12 protein-coding genes are annotated in these 15,736 nt (G+C 61.7%); 9 read left to right on the top strand and 3 right to left on the bottom strand.

Annotated features, from left to right (window positions below):
- Positions 1-6 precede the first annotated feature (6 nt).
- Positions 7-336, bottom strand: a complete 330-nt coding sequence (locus ACYQ1P_RS04825; RefSeq protein ID WP_460019212.1) for an STAS domain-containing protein — start codon at positions 334-336, stop codon at positions 7-9.
- An 11-nt stretch (positions 337-347) separates the two neighbouring features.
- Entirely contained in the window at positions 348-2,114 is a 1,767-nt protein-coding gene (locus ACYQ1P_RS04820; protein ID WP_460019211.1) for a SpoIIE family protein phosphatase, read from the bottom strand.
- 162 nt (positions 2,115-2,276) lie between these two features.
- On the opposite strand from ACYQ1P_RS04820, the gene ACYQ1P_RS04815 reads away from it, so the two are divergent.
- The 3 genes from ACYQ1P_RS04815 to ACYQ1P_RS04805 all read left to right on the top strand — a co-directional run bounded on the left by ACYQ1P_RS04815 (position 2,277) and on the right by ACYQ1P_RS04805 (position 7,386).
- The gene (locus ACYQ1P_RS04815) at positions 2,277-4,052 is read left to right on the top strand and encodes a GGDEF domain-containing protein (protein WP_460019210.1); all 1,776 of its coding nucleotides are present in this window, start codon (positions 2,277-2,279) and stop codon (positions 4,050-4,052) included.
- Between the two features lie 169 nt (positions 4,053-4,221).
- On the top strand, positions 4,222-5,775 hold the full coding sequence (gene pap, locus ACYQ1P_RS04810; protein ID WP_460019209.1) for a polyphosphate:AMP phosphotransferase: 1,554 nt from the start codon (positions 4,222-4,224) through the stop codon (positions 5,773-5,775).
- Positions 5,776-5,820: 45 nt separating this feature from the next.
- On the top strand, positions 5,821-7,386 hold the full coding sequence (locus ACYQ1P_RS04805; protein ID WP_460019208.1) for a CYTH and CHAD domain-containing protein: 1,566 nt from the start codon (positions 5,821-5,823) through the stop codon (positions 7,384-7,386).
- Here the strand turns inward: ACYQ1P_RS04805 and ACYQ1P_RS04800 are convergent, their stop codons facing one another.
- Complete coding sequence (locus ACYQ1P_RS04800; protein WP_460019207.1) at positions 7,387-8,598, bottom strand: GGDEF domain-containing protein; 1,212 nt, start codon at positions 8,596-8,598, stop codon at positions 7,387-7,389.
- A gap of 155 nt (positions 8,599-8,753) precedes the next feature.
- Between ACYQ1P_RS04800 and ACYQ1P_RS04795 the strand changes: the two genes are divergently transcribed.
- The 6 genes from ACYQ1P_RS04795 (at position 8,754) to ACYQ1P_RS04770 (ending at position 15,734) form a co-directional block, all read left to right on the top strand.
- Entirely contained in the window at positions 8,754-11,015 is a 2,262-nt protein-coding gene (locus ACYQ1P_RS04795; RefSeq protein WP_460019206.1) for an ATP-dependent helicase, read from the top strand.
- Positions 11,012-11,893 carry a 50S ribosomal protein L11 methyltransferase gene (locus tag ACYQ1P_RS04790; RefSeq protein WP_460019205.1) on the top strand — a complete coding sequence of 294 codons (882 nt, stop codon included), beginning with the start codon at positions 11,012-11,014 and terminating at the stop codon, positions 11,891-11,893. The genes ACYQ1P_RS04795 and ACYQ1P_RS04790 overlap by 4 nt, the downstream gene beginning before the upstream one ends.
- Before the next feature lie 22 nt (positions 11,894-11,915).
- Entirely contained in the window at positions 11,916-13,067 is a 1,152-nt protein-coding gene (locus ACYQ1P_RS04785) for an ABC transporter substrate-binding protein (protein WP_460019204.1), read from the top strand.
- 189 nt (positions 13,068-13,256) lie between these two features.
- The gene (locus ACYQ1P_RS04780; protein WP_460019203.1) at positions 13,257-14,396 is read left to right on the top strand and encodes a 4Fe-4S dicluster domain-containing protein; all 1,140 of its coding nucleotides are present in this window, start codon (positions 13,257-13,259) and stop codon (positions 14,394-14,396) included.
- 13 nt (positions 14,397-14,409) lie between these two features.
- Positions 14,410-14,880 carry a cyclic nucleotide-binding domain-containing protein gene (locus ACYQ1P_RS04775; RefSeq protein ID WP_460019202.1) on the top strand — a complete coding sequence of 157 codons (471 nt, stop codon included), beginning with the start codon at positions 14,410-14,412 and terminating at the stop codon, positions 14,878-14,880.
- A 14-nt stretch (positions 14,881-14,894) separates the two neighbouring features.
- Positions 14,895-15,734 carry an FAD/NAD(P)-binding protein gene (locus tag ACYQ1P_RS04770; protein WP_460019201.1) on the top strand — a complete coding sequence of 280 codons (840 nt, stop codon included), beginning with the start codon at positions 14,895-14,897 and terminating at the stop codon, positions 15,732-15,734.
- Positions 15,735-15,736: the final 2 nt, after the last annotated feature.

The following is a 15,736-nucleotide window of genomic DNA, read 5'->3' as shown; positions in this document are numbered from 1 at the left end:
CCCGTCCTAGATCTTGCCCAGCGCCGCCTCGACGCTGTCATGAATGTCGAACACCTTGTCCAGCCGAGCCAGTTGCAGCACCCGCATGGCCGGTTCGCTGACCGACACCAGGGCGAACCGACGGCCCTTGCTGCGTCCGGTCTGAAAGGATTCCACCAGCGAAGCGATGCCCGAACTGTCGATGTAGTTGACCCCCGACATGTCGACCAGCAGCAACTCGCCCTTATCCAGATGCGCCAGCAGGATCTTGCGCGCTTCTGGCGAGCTTTCCAGGTCCACATCCCCTTGAAAGGCGACGATGACCGCCTTGTCCTGTTGTGAAATCACATGTTCCATGCCCGATTGCCTTACCCGATGGTTTTGACCAAACGCAAAAGATTGCCGCTGCCCTTGGCGGGCTGCAAGAATTCCACCTCGTCCATGACCTCGCGGATCAAATGAGTCCCCAGGCCGCCGGGCCGCAGGTCGTCCAGATCGCGCGGGCGCACCTTGTCCACGTTCACCGGCAGGGGTGAAAAGTCCCTGACATGAAAGACCATCGAAGGACCGTCGTGATAGACGTCCAGCCGCATGGCCCCGGAAACCCCCTCCGGATATGCATGACGTACCACGTTCTGACAGGCTTCGTCGACGGCCATCACCACGTCATGGATCATCCTGGAATCACAGCCGCTGGCCTTGGCCGCCTCGCTGACCGCCGCCCGCACCAGTTTCAGGCGGCTGGCACGCGCCGGCAGGCGGAGACTGAGCAGCAGATCTCCGGGCTCGGAATCGCTTTGCCGACGGGGCAGGGAGGGCATGTCATCGCCCCGCCGCGCCCGCGCCGCGCCATCATCCACCGCCAGCAGGGTCAGATCGTCGCGCAGGCCCTCGCCATCGCGGCACAGGATCTCGCGCACCGTGCTGAGAATGGCCGCCACCGGCTCCTCGGTGGTGCGCCCCAGAATGCGCGTCACTCCCTTGATGTCGAGCATGGAGCCATCGGCCAGCCGACCCTCGGTCACCCCGTCGGTGAAGACATAGAGCGTGCCGCCGTCGAGATTGAACTCTATCTCGGGAAAGGCCCCGTGCTCGTCCACCACATGCGGCGAGATGCCCAGCGGCGGGGCGTCGGCGGGAAAGTCCTCCATCCGGCCGTCCCGGTGAAAGATCAGCGGCGGCTCGTGCCCGGCATTGGACAGACGCACCATGCCGGTGCGCGGATCGTACAGTCCGACGACCATGGTGATGAAACGCCCGCGTGAGGCGGTTTCACAAATTTCCTCGTTCAGTCGGCCCATCAGCCGACCGGGTTCCTGCCAGGCCTTGCCCAGGGCACGGAACAGGCTCGATGCCTTGGCCATCAGCAGGGCCGCGTCCATGCCCTTGCCGGAGACGTCGCCGAGACAGAAATAGATGCGCCCGTCGTCAAACGAAAAGAAGTTGTAGAAATCCCCCGACATTTCCAGCGCCGGGACATTGAGCCCACTGACCGGATAGTCGTCGCCGGGATCGACCGGCAACAGACTGCGCTGAATCTCCGAGGCCAGTTCCAGTTCCCGTTTGATCCGTTCCTGCTCGACCAATTGCGCCGCCAGCCGGGCATTGCGGATGGCCAGCCCCATGGAAGAGGTCAGCACCTTCAGCAGATTCAGATCCTGAAAACCGAACAGCCCCCCGCCATGCAGCTTGTTGAGCACCTGCACCGCGCCGATTCGCTCGTCTTGCACGACCATCGGCGCACAGAGCACCGACAGGGTCTTGAAGCCGGTTTTCTGATCCACGGCCCGGTGAAAGCGCGGATCGCCATCCACGTTGCGGACGATTTCGCCAACATTGCGGTCGATGCACTGCCCGACGATGCCCTGACCGCTCTTTAACCGCAGACCGGAAATATCCACCGGCCCGATGCAGGCGGCACAGACCAGTTCCCTGGTTTGCGCATCGACCAGAAACAGCGAGCCTGCTTCGGCCCCCAGGTTGCGCACAATATGCTCCAGACCGCGCGCCATGGCCCCGTCCAGATCCTGGGTGGCGGCAAAGTCCTCGCTCAGCGCCGCCAGCAATTCCAGCGGGTCCGTCATGGGCTCACTCACGGCGACGTCCGCCGCCTCGGTTTTCAGGGTCGTATCCATGGTCGCTACTATGTCCCGAAATTCGCAGTCGGGCAACGGAGCATCAGAAATATGTCCGAGGGATGATCGTTTCATGACGCCAACGCTCTGGAGTTGATCTTGTGCCGCATCCTCGGCAGATTACGACTCGGGTGCGAAGGGGGGACGGAGAGGAAGACCAAAATGGACTGCCTCCGTCATCAGTTGGCTGTCCCTGAACGGGGACAGGATATTCCCATGGAAACCCTCGATTACGCCTTGCAACCGATCATCAGCCTGCAAACGGGCCGCTGCCTGGGCATGGAAGCCCTGTTGCGCCATTTCCGGACGGCGGAATGCCATAGTGTGTCCACCCTGTTTGATCTGGCCTGCAAGAACAACCGCCTGCCCGAACTGGAATTGAATTTGCGCCAAAAGGCGGTGGCGAAATTCGCCGCCTGCGGATTTCCGACCGGTATGCAGTTGTTCCTCAATCTCGATCCCCGTCTGTTGACTTTTCCCGGGTTTGGGAAAACAGAGACGGCAGGGATTCTGCGACGTCATGACCTGCAACCTGCGTCGGTCTGTTTCGATCTCTCCGAGCAGCACCTGCCAGGAGCTTCTGAAGCCCTGCATGTTCTCGCAGGCTGCCGTCAGCAGGGCTATGCCCTGGCCATCGACGATTTTGGTATCGGGGCGGCGGGTATCAAGCTGCTGTTTGATCTGGCCCCCGAATATCTGAAAATCGACCGATGTTATATTTCCGGGATCGACACCGATGCCCACAAGCGGCTGTTCGTCGCGCAGATGGTCAGTCTGGCCCATGCCTTGGGTATTCAGGTCATTGCCGAAGGGATCGAAACAAAACTGGAATTGACGGTCTGTAAGGAGGTCGGGTGCGATATGGGGCAAGGCTACGTGATCGCCCCTCCGACTCTTCGTCCGACCGACCTGTCGTTGGAGAGCCTGGGCCAGAAGATTCTCGCCCCCCTGCGGCACCGCAACGCGCGCTCCGACCGTCGCTTCATCGACGATCATATGGACGTGCTGCCCACCCTGCCTGCCGATGGCGACATGCAGTTGCTGTTCAACCTGTTCCGCGAGCACAAACAATTAACGTTTTGTCCGGTGGTCGATGCGCAGAACCGCCCACTGGGTATTCTGCGCGAGAAGGACTTGAAAGAGTATACCTACTCCCTCTATGGGCGGGATCTGATCACCAACCGGGCGTTCGGCAAGCGCCCCAGGGACTTCATCGTCTCCTGTCCCCGGGCCGATATCAATGCCGAGGCCGAGAGCATCCTGGCGACCTTCAGCCAGCATAGCTTCCCCGAGGGCATCCTGATCGTCGAGGATTCCTTTTATCGCGGCTTCCTCAGCACCGGCGCGTTGCTGTTGGTCATCAATGAAAAAAATCTGGCCCAGGCGCGCGATCAGAATCCCCTCACCCAACTTCCGGGTAACGCCACCATCCAGAATTATCTGGTGACGGCTCTGGCTGATCGGCAGCAGGAATGTGTCTTGGTTTATTTTGATTTCGACAACTTCAAACCCTTTAACGATACCTATGGGTTCCGTCAGGGGGATCGGGCGATTCTGCTGTTCGGGGATCTGATGCGCAAAAAACTGGCCGCTTCGGGAGATTTTCTGGGCCATGTGGGCGGCGATGATTTTTTCAGCGGCCATGTGGGGCTATCGGTGGCCGAGGTGACCGAACGGGTTACCCTTCTCTGCCAGACCTTCGCCCACGACTTGGAAAGCTTCTACAATCCGACCGACCGGGAAAAAGGCTGCATTGAAGCCCGCAACCGGGAAGGCAGGCCAACCTGCTATCCCCTGCTTTCGGTCAGCGCCGCTGTTCTCCAGGTCCCCGCAGGGCGCGACCGACCTTCAGTGGATGATCTCGTGGCCTACTTCGGGGTTCTCAAAAAACAAGCCAAGGCGTCCGCCGGAGGCTTGTGCTCAGCCTGCCTGATATGAGGTAAATGTATAAAGTGTCCCTTTAATATCCAGGGGCGGAAATCATCATAATTTTTATTGTGACAGTTTTGCGACGAATTGATACAATTTTACCTCGTGATCGGTGGAAAACCGATCCGTTGGGGGGCGGCTCAGCGTGGACGCCCGATCATTGGGGAGGAAAGTCGAAATGTTCAGGACTGCGGAACTGGGACGCACCGTGTCGAAGGTGGACTTCGAAGCCATTGCCGTCGATCTGCGCACCGAGATGCTCGATTTGCAGCAGCGACTGCGGGCGACCGACGTGCCGGTCATTTTGGTCTTCGCCGGCGTGGACGGGGCCGGCAAGGCGGCCAGCATGAACCTGATCAACGAATGGATGGACCCCCGCTGGATCGTCACCCGGGCCTACAAGAAACCCTCCGATGAGGAGCGGGAGCGACCCGAATACTGGCGGTTCTGGCGCGATCTGCCGCCCAAGGGCAAGATCGGACTGTTTCTCAGTTCCTGGTATTCCGATCCCATCCTGGAGCATGTTCATGCGACGGTCGGTGACTTGGCCTTCGACCGGCGGTTGGAGCGCATCGCCCAGTTCGAACAGACACTGGCCGATGACGGGGCGCTGATCCTCAAGTTCTGGATGCATATGAGCAAGGATGCCCAAAAAGCACGCCTGAAAAAGCTCGAAAAAAAGCAACTGATGGCCCCCAGTGTGCTCAAGACGCAATGGAACAATCTGAAGCACTACGATTCGTTCATTGCGGCAGCCGAAAAAACCATCATGCGGACCAGTACCGGCAACGCGCCTTGGATGATTGTCGAAGGGACCGACAGTCGCTATCGCAGCCTGACCGTGCTGACCCGGCTGCGCGACGCCCTGCGTGAGCGGATCGACCAGTATGAAGCCGGTCAGAAGGCCAAGGCGGCCAAGAAAAGCACGGCGGCGACGGCCAAGAAGGAAGCATCCAAGGACGCCGCCGAGGATGCCCTGGAGCAAACCACGTCGGTGCTCGATGCCCTGGTCATGGGAGAACCCCTGGACAAGAAGGTCTATTCCGACCGGCTGAAAAAGGCCCGGGCGCGCCTGGCCCATCTGTTCGTCGAGGCCCGAGATCGCGGCATCACCACCGCCTTGGTGTTCGAAGGTGCCGACGCGGCGGGTAAGGGTGGGTCAATCCGCCGCATGGTGTCTGCCCTTGATGCCCGCGACTGGCAGGTCATTCCCATCGCCGCGCCGACCGAGGAAGAATTTGCCCAACATTATCTATGGCGATTCTGGCGGCATCTGCCACGGGCCGGACGACTGATCGTTTTCGACCGCTCCTGGTACGGTCGGGTGCTGGTGGAGCGGGTGGAAGGATTCGCCCGCGAGGAGGAATGGCGGCGCGCCTATGCCGAGATCAACGATTTCGAGGCGCAGTTGGTGGAACACGGGGTCGTGCTGGTCAAATACTGGATTCATATTACCAAGGACGAACAGCTCCGTCGTTTCAAACTACGCGAGGAGACCCCGTTCAAGAGCTGGAAGCTGACCGACGAGGATTGGCGCAATCGCGAAAAGTGGGACCTCTATGACGAAGCGGTCAATGACATCGTTGAACAAACCAGCCCCCATTCGGCCCCCTGGGTGTTGGTCGAAGGCAACGACAAGCGGTTCGCCCGCATCAAGGTGATCGAAACCCTCTGTCATCATCTGGAAAAGGCGCTGACCGCCCCCGGCAAGAGCGGCAAGAGCAAAAAATAACGACCGGCGGGGGCATGGCCCCCGTCTTTTCTTCCGGAGACCCCCATGACCTTGTTGAAAGATGGCCAGGAAGTCGAACTGAAATTGGCTCTGGCTCCCGAGGACGCGGCGCGGGTGGCGCGCGCGGCGATCGTTCGCAAACACGTGCAGGGCAAGGCCCGGACCCAGCAACTGCGGGCGATCTATTTCGATACCCCCGATCAGGCCCTGCGTGCCGCCGGGGTCGCCCTGCGGGTGCGCCGCGAGGGGCGGCAATGGGTCCAGTGCATCAAAAGCGCCGGGAAAAGCCAGGGCGGCCTCAGTTCCCGCCGCGAACACGAGACCATCGTGCCGCGCTCGACCTTCGACCTCAGCCTGCTCGCCGATTCCGATTTGCGCGACATTCTGCCCATGGAACTGGTCGGTACTCTGGCCCCGGCCTTCGAGACCGATATCCGACGCACCAGCCGTCGCCTGCTGCTGGACGATGGGACCGAGTTGGACATGGATATGGATGTGGGGACCATTATCGCCGGGGACAGCCAGACGCCGGTTTCGGAAGTGGAACTGGAAGTGGTGTCCGGCGATCCGGCGCAGTTGTTCGTCATCGCCCGCCATTTGCTGCACATCGCGCCCATCCGCCTGTCCAGCCAGTCCAAGGCGGCGCGCGGCTACGCCCTGTCCAGCGGTCAGGGGGCCGCCTGGACCAAAAGCGGGATTCCCAGTCTCGATCCGCATATGACGGTCGAGGAATCGCTGACCACCATTTTGCATTCCTGCACCGATCATCTGTTGGCCAACGAGGCCTGCGTGCTCGACCGTTCCCATATCGAGGGGGTGCATCAGATGCGGGTCGCCACCCGGCGGCTGCGCTCGGCTTTGTCCCTGTTCAAGAAGCTGTTGCCGCCGGAGCAGGTGGCGCATTTCAACGGCGAACTGAAATGGCTGATCAATGAAATGGGACCGGCCCGGGATTGGGATGTGTTCCTGGACGAAACTCTGCCGCCGGTGGCCAAGGGGATGAATGACGACGCGGCCCTGGCGGCGCTTTCCCGCAGCGCCGGGACGCAGCGCGACAAGGCCTATGCGCGGGCCAATGCGGCGATCCTCAGCAAACGCTACACGGATCTGCTGATTGATCTGGGAGAATGGATACAGGTCCGGGGCTGGCAGGATCAGAAGTTGAGCCCCCTTTCTGCGCAACTGTTCTTCCGCGTCGGCAAGATCGCCAACAGGCTGCTGCACAAGCGCTACCGAAATGTCCTTAAGATTGGCAAGGGTTTCGAAGGCCTGAGCACCGAGGCCCGCCATGAGGTGCGCATTGCCATGAAGAAGCTGCGCTATGCCACCGAATTCCTGTCCTCGCTATACCCCAAGGACGATGTGGGGCCTTATGTGGGCGCCCTGAAGACCATGCAGGATGGCCTGGGCCTGATGAACGATATTTCGGTCATGCGCGATCTGCTCGGCGGCCTGGCCGGGTCGGCCAAAGGCACCGACGCCACCGATGTGGCCCTGGCCTCGGGGGCGGTGATCGGCTGGCACGAACATGTCTTCCGCACCCACGAGAAAGACATGATCTCCGCCTGGGAGGCCTTTGTCAAAGCCAAGCCGTTCTGGCCCGAGGGCTGATCAGGCGGCGGGGGCAGTGGACTCGCAACTGCCGAACACGACCCGGTTGCGGCCCTGGTGCTTGGCCGCATAGAGGTAGGCATCCGCCGCCTTGAAGAATTGCGCCGGGGAGCCATTTTTGTCGGGGATGCAGGTGGCCAGTCCCAGGCTGATGGTCACATGGGCGGAGGTCAGGGATTTGCGGTGCTGCATCGCCATGCCTTCCACGGTGGCCCGGATTTCCTCGGCGATCACCAATGCGCCATTGATGTCGGTGTCGGTCAGCACGCAGGCGAATTCCTCGCCGCCGAAGCGTGCCGCCAGATCGGTCGAGCGGGTGACCACCTTATCAATGGTGCGAGCCACGGCGATCAGACAGTCATCCCCCTGCGCGTGCCCATATTCATCGTTGTACAGCTTGAAATGGTCGATATCGATCAGAATCAGCGACAGGGGCAGACAAGAGCGGGTCATCTGATGCCAGGCGAAATCAAAGAATTGGTCGAAGCGGCGGCGGTTGGCGATGCCGGTCAGCGCGTCGGTGCTCGACATTTTGGCCAACTGGTCGCGGTTTTCGCGCAGACGCCGTTTCTGGTAGCCCTCGCGGAGCGACACGGCGATACCGATGGCAAACGCCAGGACGAGGGCCCCGACGCTCAACAGGATCATGTTGTTCTGGGTTTTTTGGATGGCCGAGGACGCCGTCGATGCCTCATGGATCGAAATTTTTTCGAAGGTGTTCACAAAGCCGTTCAGTTCTTGAATCAGCGCTGCCTGTGCCTCCAATCCCAATTCCAGCACTTCCGGGGGGCGGTCCTTTGGCTCCATCTCGACAATGTCCGCCATGGATTTCTCCACCACCGGACGGATCGTCTGGATCCGTTCCTGTAACGCCTTCAGAGCCTTTTCCTCCGGTGGAGTCACCTGGATTTGATGCAGCATCTCCAGCGCCGACAGAAAGTGCGCCGCCTCGGCCTGAAATAATTCCTGTTGTTCGTCCCGGGCGAAGTAATCCTTCAAGGTCGCGGCATAGGTCAGGCGGAAGGAGCGCTCGCGGATTGCTTCGCGCATCAAGAAAGCCGCCCTTACCTTCTCCCTGAAGGCGGCATCTCGCAGCCAAGCGGTCCGGGTGCTGTCCAGATGTTGGAAGCCGATGAAAATGCTTCCTGCCATGCAGAGCAGAACCGCAGCAAAGCCCAGGACCAAAAAGGCGTTGGTGCCCTTAATCTGCAAAATGTCATCCCCCCCTGATCGGCCATTTTCTGTCCGACCTTTTCTTATTGTCAAAGTATGCGCGCATTTCAGCTCAGGTCAACAGGGGCCTGGAGGGCAAGGCGGCGTCTGGAACAACAATTCCCCCCCCCATTCTCCAATGCTATAAACCTGCCATGGATGATCCGTTCGACCTTTCCGAGACCCCGAAACCGCCCGCTGCGGCGGTGCCGGAACCGCCGTTCCTGCGCGGCCTCAACGATGCCCAGCGCGACGCGGTGGAGACTCTCGACGGGCCGGTGCTGGTGCTCGCCGGGGCGGGGACGGGCAAGACCCGCGCCCTGACCACCCGGCTGGCCAATATTCTGACCCGGCATCGGGCGCGGCCCTCTGAAATGTTAGCCGTGACCTTCACCAACAAGGCGGCGCGGGAAATGCGCGACCGGGTGGCGGCGCTGCTCGGCACCCCAGTGGAAGGCTGGTGGGTTGGCACCTTTCATGCCCTCGGCGCGCGTATTCTGCGCACGCACGCCGAGGCCGCCGGATTGCGGCCCAATTTCACCATTCTCGACGACGACGATCAGGTGAGGCTGCTCAAGCAGGTGCTGGAGCTGCATCCGGTGGACGACAAACGCTGGCCGGCGCGGGTGCTGCTGGGAGCCATCCAGCGCTGGAAGGATCGCGGCCTGACCCCCGATCAGGTCAGCGATGCCGAAGGGGCCGATCTGGCCGAAGGGCGGCTGGTGGCCATCTACCGGGATTACCAACAACGGCTGACCGATATAAATGCTGCCGACTTTGGCGACCTGCTGCTGCGCAATCTGACTCTGTTTCAGGACAAGCCGGAGATCCTGCGCCGCTATCAGCAACAGTTCCGCTATCTGCTGGTGGACGAATATCAGGATACCAACGTCGCCCAGTATCTGTGGCTGCGATTGCTGGCCCAGGGGCACCGCAATATCTGCTGCGTCGGCGACGACGACCAGTCGATCTATTCCTGGCGCGGGGCCGAGGTCGGCAACATCCTGCGCTTCGAGGAGGATTTTCCCGGCGCGGCGATCATCCGGCTGGAACGCAATTACCGCTCCACGTCGCATATTCTCGGCGCCGCCTCGGGGCTCATTGCCCATAACGACGGCCGCCTCGGTAAGACCCTGTGGACAGAGGAAAACAGCGGCGAGAAGGTGCGCGTCACCTCGGTCTGGGACGGTGAGACGGAAGCCCGCCGGGTGGGTCAGGAAATCGAGGACCTGCACCGTCAGGGCCATTCCCTGGAACAAATCGCCGTGTTGGTGCGGGCCGGGTTCCAGACTCGGGAGTTCGAGGAACGGCTGATTACCCTCGGTATCCCTTATCGGGTGGTCGGCGGGCCGCGTTTTTATGAGCGGGCGGAAATTCGCGATGCCTTAGCCTATCTGCGGGTGCTGGTGCAGCCGGACGATGATTTGGCCTTCGAGCGCATCGTCAACAATCCCAAGCGCGGCATTGGTCCGGCGGTGTTGCAGACCCTGCACGGTCATGGGCGGGCGCAACGGTTGTCCCTCCATCGGGTGGCCCGCGATCTGGTGGGCACCGACGAGCTGCGGCCCAAGGTCCGCCAGACCCTGCGCGGCTTGTTGGCAGATTTTGAGCGCTGGCGGGGGCAGATTTCTGCCCTGCCCCATCCACAGTTGATGGGCGTGATCCTCGACGAGTCCGGCTATACGGATATGTGGAAACAGAGCACCAAGCCCGATGCGGCGGGGCGGCTGGATAACCTGAAGGAACTGGTGGCCGGGATGGCCCAGTTCGAGTCCCTGCCCGAGTTCATGGAGCATGTTTCCCTGGTGATGGAAAACGACAGTCGCGACGATACGGAAAAGGTCTCCCTGATGACCCTGCATGGGGCCAAGGGGTTGGAGTTCGACACGGTATTCCTGCCCGGCTGGGAGGAGGGGCTGTTTCCGCACCAGCGGGCGCTCGACGACAGCGGCCTCAACGGCCTGGAAGAAGAACGCCGACTGGCCTACGTGGGGTTGACCCGGGCGCGGCAGCGGGCGCGCATTTCCCATGCCGCCAACCGACGGATCTATAATCAGTGGCAGTCCAGCCTGCCCTCGCGCTTCATCGGCGAGTTGCCCAGCGCCCATGTGGACCTGGACGACCAGACCACCCCCACCCACAGTCGGCAATGGGGCTTCAGCGATGCCTGGAGCCGTCAAAGCGGCGGCGGCTACGCGGCCCAACGACGGCGTGATCCGCTGGTTCTCGAAGCCCGCGCCGAGACGGTCGTCGACAGCCCCCCAGCCAAGAGCAGCCGCTACACCTCGGGCGACCGGGTGACGCATCGCCGTTTCGGCGAGGGTACGGTTGTCTCCGCCGACGGCGAAAAGCTGCTGATTGATTTCGGTCGCTCGGGCATCAAAAAAGTTGTCGATTCATTTGTGGAGAAAGCATGACCGACATCCCCCCCCTCTGGCACCTCAGCATGACCGTGCCGCAGGCCTTTGCCGGGCCGTTCACCGAGCTGTTTGAATGCCTGTGCGACACGGTGCTGGTGATGGGGCTGGACGAGGACCCGATCTGGAGCATCCAGGGTTGGGTGAGCCAGACACCGGACCGGGCCGCTGTGGTGGCCTCGCTGGCGCTGACCGCCAACGGCCTCAACGCGGATGTGCCGGAAGTGACCATCCATCGCCAGGACCCGCGCGATTGGGTGGCCGAGAATCTGGCCTCCTTCAAACCCATTTCCACCGGGCGTTTCTTTGTGCATGGAGCCCATCACCGGGACTCGGTGCCGCCCAACTGCCTGCCTTTGTGGGTCGATGCCTCGATGGCTTTTGGCACCGGGGAACATGCCTCGACCCGGGGCTGTCTGACGGCGCTCGACCGCATGACCGGGCGGCCGCCGCGCCGGGTGCTCGACATGGGTTGCGGCTCGGCCATCCTGGCCATGGCGGCGGCGCGGCGCTGGGCGGTGCCGGTACTGGCCTGCGACATTGATCCGCGTTCGGTCCTGGTGGCCCGGGAAAACGCCCAACGCAACGGCCTGAAGAGCTTCGTTACCGCCTGCGAGTCGGTGGGCACCCGCAATCCGGTCATTGGCCGCAATGGCCCCTATGACCTGATCCTCGCCAATATTCTGGCCCGACCGTTGCGGGCCATGGCTGGAGACCTGGCGCACGTGCTGGCACCGGGGGGGCGGGTGGTGCTTGCCGGATTCCTGTGCCGCGACGCCAACTGGGTTCTGGCGGCCTATCGGTCACGGGGATTGCACCTGATAGCCCGAGTGGTCGTTGACGAATGGCAGACCCTTGTCCTAGGCTCTCACCCCTAAACAGAATTTAGGGGAGAACTCAATGTTCAATAAGCTGCTCACGGGTGCCGTCGCTGGCGTTGCGGCCCTCGGCCTGACTTTTGCTGCGCAGGCCGCCGAACCGATCAAGATCGGCACCTTCCTGGCCGTCACCGGCGGGGCGTCATTCCTCGGTGATCCCGAGTTGAAGACCCTGCAACTCTATATTGATGACATCAACAAGGAAGGCGGCGTGCTGGGTCGCCCGCTGGAGTTGATCCATTATGATACCGGCGGTGATCCCCAGAAGGGCCAGACTGCGGTCAAGCGCCTGATCCACCAGGACAAGGTTGATCTGATTATCGGCGGTTCCACCTCCGGCGGCACCATGGCGGTGCGTCCGCTGATCGAAAAAGAGGGCCTGCCCTTTATTTCCCTGGCCGGAGCGGTGGTGATCGTTGATCCGGTGCAGAAATGGACCTTCAAGACCCCGCACACGGACAAGATGGCCTGCGCCAAGATCTTCGAGGACATGAACAAGCGCGACCTGAAAAAGATCGGCCTGATCTCCGGCACCGGCGGCTTCGGCAAATCCATGCAGGGCCAATGTCTGGCCCTGGCCCCAGCCTATGGCATCGAGGTGGTGGCCGACGAGACCTATGGTCCCAAGGATTCCGACATGACCGCCCAGCTCACCAAGATCAAGAACACCGAGGGCGTGCAGGCGGTGCTCAATGCCGACTTCGGCCAGGGTCCGGCCATCGTCACCAAGAACTATGGTCAGTTGGGCATGACCAACCTGCCCCTGTACCAGTCCCACGGCGTCGCCTCGAAAAAATACATCGAGTTGGCGGGTGCAGCGGCGGAGGGCGTGCGTCTTCCGGCGGCGGCGCTGATCGTGGCCGAGAAACTGGCCGAGGACGATCCGCAAAAGGCCGTGGTCATGGGCTACAAGACCCGTTACGAGAGCGCCACCGGCTCCGACGTTTCGACCTTTGGCGGTCATGCCTATGACGGTCTGATGATGGCCCTGGCGGCCATTCAGCGGGCCGGCGGCACGGACAAGGAAAAGGTGCGCGACGAAATCGAGAAAACCCACGGCTTCATGGGCACAGCGGGCGTGGTCAACATGTCGCCCGAGGATCATATGGGCCTCGACCTCACGGCTTTCCGGATGCTCGAAATCCGCAACGGCGACTGGACCATCGTCGACTGATCGCCGTTCTGCTCCCCCCGACGACCAACGCCCGGCGGCACTGCCCCGGGCGTTGTGCTTTTGGCCCATTAGATGTATCTAATATATTGAAAGACCACCATTTTTAGATATCAGCCATCCCCGAATGGCGATACTAATGAGTCGTGATTTGGGCTATCATCGCCCCATAATGGAATTGGGGGATTCACGATGACGAACCACGCATCGGAAAGATCCCACTGTCTGATTGATCTCGACGGCCTCGACAAGTTGATGTTTAGCCTGATTCAGGCCGGGCATCAGATGATCGGCCCGACGGTCCAGGACAGCGCGATCGTCTTTGCGCCGGTCAACGGGGTGGCCGATCTCCCGTCGGGGGTCGTTGATCGTCAGGAACCGGGAGGCTACGTGCTCGAACATCCGGGCAATGACGCCCTGTTCGACCATGTGGTCGGTCCGCACAGCATGAAGCGTTATCTGTTTCCGCCGGTGCAGACCTTGTGGTCCGCCGAACGGACGCGGGACGGTTTCAAGGTCGAGGCGGCCACTGAAGAGGTGCCGCGCTATGCCTTCCTTGGGGTGCGGGCCTGCGATCTGGCCGCCCTGGCCATCCAGGACAAAGTCTTCATGAGTGGCGCGACACCCGATCCCGGCTACAGCCTGCGGCGGCAGCGCAGTTTCATCATCGCCGTCAACTGCGGGCGTCCGGCGGGGACCTGTTTCTGTGCCTCCATGAACTGTGGGCCGCGCGTCGAGCAGGGGTTCGATCTGGCCCTGACCGAACTGGCGGAGGAGGATCGCCACACCTTTCTGGTCACCGTCGGCAGTCCGCAGGGCGCGGCACTGCTGGAAGGCCTGCCGATCTTGCAGGCCAAGGCGGGGGATCTGGCCGCTGCGGAAACCCGTATGGCCGCCGCCGAGGACGCCCTGGAACGCAAAATGATTCCCGATGCGGCCGAGGTTCTGGCCGCCAATCTGGAAAGTGACCACTGGGCCGTCGTGGCCAAGCGCTGCCTCAACTGCGCCAACTGCACCATGGTTTGCCCGACCTGCTTCTGCTCGACGGTCGAGGATGTGACCGACCTGAGCGGTGTCCAGGCCCAACGGGTGCGCCGCTGGGATTCCTGTTTCACGCTGGATTACAGCTACATCCATGGCGGCAATGTGCGGCAGAGCGGCGAGTCCCGCTATCGGCAATGGATCACCCATAAACTGACTCACTGGCATGAGCAGTTCGGGACCTCCGGCTGCACCGGGTGCGGGCGCTGCCTGACCTGGTGTCCGGTGGGCATAGATATCACAGAAGAGGCGCGGGCCATCCGCAACCTTATGGCACCTGCGACCAAATAGGGGAGAACGGCACATGGTGAGCATCGACGGATTGGGCAAGCTGCTCGAAGAACACCCCTTTTTCACGGGGTTGAGCGATGACTATCGGACGCTGATGACCGGGTGCGCCGCCAACGAACGCTTCGACGAGGGCGAATACATCGGTCGCGAAGGGGAATCGGCCAACAAGTTCTATCTGATCCGCCACGGCCAGGTATCGCTGGAAATTCATGCCCCGGGGCAGGGGCCGCTGATTCTCGAAACGCTGGAGGAAGGAGACATTTTCGGCTGGTCTTGGCTCATTCCACCGCATGTTTGGGCCTACGACCTGCGGGCCAAGTCCCTGTGCCGCCTGATCAGCCTGGATGCCGAATGCCTGCGCGGCAAATGCGAGAACGACCCGGCCCTGGGCTATGAGCTTTACAAACGCTTCATTCCCATCATGGCCGCGCGTCTGAGTGCGGCGCGCATGCGGTTGCTCGATATGTATGGTACCTCCAAGTAAGGGAAAGCTCCGCCATGACGGCCAATGCCCTGCCCAAGGATCCCATGCTGACCGTGCCCTTTCGGGTTGAGCGGCGGCGCAAGGAACTGAGCGATACCTTCACCCTCGAATTGCGGCCGAAGGGCGGGCGGTTCCTGTTCGATCCGGGCCAGTTCAACATGCTTTATGTGTTCGGCGTGGGTGAAATCCCGATCAGCATCAGCGGCGATCCCGCCGACACCGGGAAATTGATCCATACCATCCGCGCCGTGGGCACCGTCTCCGAGGCGCTGCGGCATCTCAATACGGGCGATCACGTGGGCGTGCGCGGTCCGTTCGGCACCGCCTGGCCGGTCAAGGCGGCGGAAGGTCGCGACCTGCTGCTGATCGCCGGTGGCATCGGTCTGGCACCCTTGCGACCGACCATCTACCATGTGCTGGCCCATCGCAGCCGCTACGGCAAGGTGGTCATTCTGTACGGCGCGCGCACCCCGGAAGACGTGCTGTATCTCAAGGAACTGGAGAAATGGCGCTCGCGCTTCGATCTGTCGGTGGAGGTCACGGTGGACCGGGCGACCGGCAAGTGGGGCGGTCGGGTCGGCGTGGTGACCAAGCTCATCGAGCGAGCCGGGTTCGATCCGCACGAGGCGGTGGCCATGCTCTGCGGACCGGAAGTCATGATGCGGTTCGCCATTCAGGCGCTGCAAATGCGCGGCGTTTCCGAGGATCGGATGTACGTTTCCATGGAGCGCAACATGAAATGCGCCGTCGGTTTTTGTGGCCATTGCCAATTGGGCGGTCAGTTCGTCTGCAAGGACGGCCCGGTTTTCCCCTTTGACAAAATCCGGGATCTTTTCCCGGTCCGGGAGTTGTGATC

The sequence above is a fragment of the Magnetospira thiophila genome (genome assembly GCF_054657015.1).
This window is presented reverse-complemented; position numbering and strand designations above follow the sequence as displayed.

What these genes read in the sequence shown, in the direction of transcription:
- pap (WP_460019209.1), top strand. Translation starts at nt 4,222, where the DNA reads ATGTTCAGGACTGCGGAACTGGGACGCACCGTGTCGAAGGTGGACTTC.
- ACYQ1P_RS04775 (WP_460019202.1), top strand. Translation starts at nt 14,410, where the DNA reads ATGGTGAGCATCGACGGATTGGGCAAGCTGCTCGAAGAACACCCCTTT.
- ACYQ1P_RS04795 (WP_460019206.1), top strand. Translation starts at nt 8,754, where the DNA reads ATGGATGATCCGTTCGACCTTTCCGAGACCCCGAAACCGCCCGCTGCG.
- ACYQ1P_RS04790 (WP_460019205.1), top strand. Translation starts at nt 11,012, where the DNA reads ATGACCGACATCCCCCCCCTCTGGCACCTCAGCATGACCGTGCCGCAG.
- ACYQ1P_RS04770 (WP_460019201.1), top strand. Translation starts at nt 14,895, where the DNA reads ATGACGGCCAATGCCCTGCCCAAGGATCCCATGCTGACCGTGCCCTTT.
- ACYQ1P_RS04820 (WP_460019211.1), bottom strand. Translation starts at nt 2,114, where the DNA reads ATGGATACGACCCTGAAAACCGAGGCGGCGGACGTCGCCGTGAGTGAG.
- ACYQ1P_RS04805 (WP_460019208.1), top strand. Translation starts at nt 5,821, where the DNA reads ATGACCTTGTTGAAAGATGGCCAGGAAGTCGAACTGAAATTGGCTCTG.
- ACYQ1P_RS04825 (WP_460019212.1), bottom strand. Translation starts at nt 336, where the DNA reads ATGGAACATGTGATTTCACAACAGGACAAGGCGGTCATCGTCGCCTTT.
- ACYQ1P_RS04785 (WP_460019204.1), top strand. Translation starts at nt 11,916, where the DNA reads ATGTTCAATAAGCTGCTCACGGGTGCCGTCGCTGGCGTTGCGGCCCTC.
- ACYQ1P_RS04815 (WP_460019210.1), top strand. Translation starts at nt 2,277, where the DNA reads ATGGACTGCCTCCGTCATCAGTTGGCTGTCCCTGAACGGGGACAGGAT.
- ACYQ1P_RS04780 (WP_460019203.1), top strand. Translation starts at nt 13,257, where the DNA reads ATGACGAACCACGCATCGGAAAGATCCCACTGTCTGATTGATCTCGAC.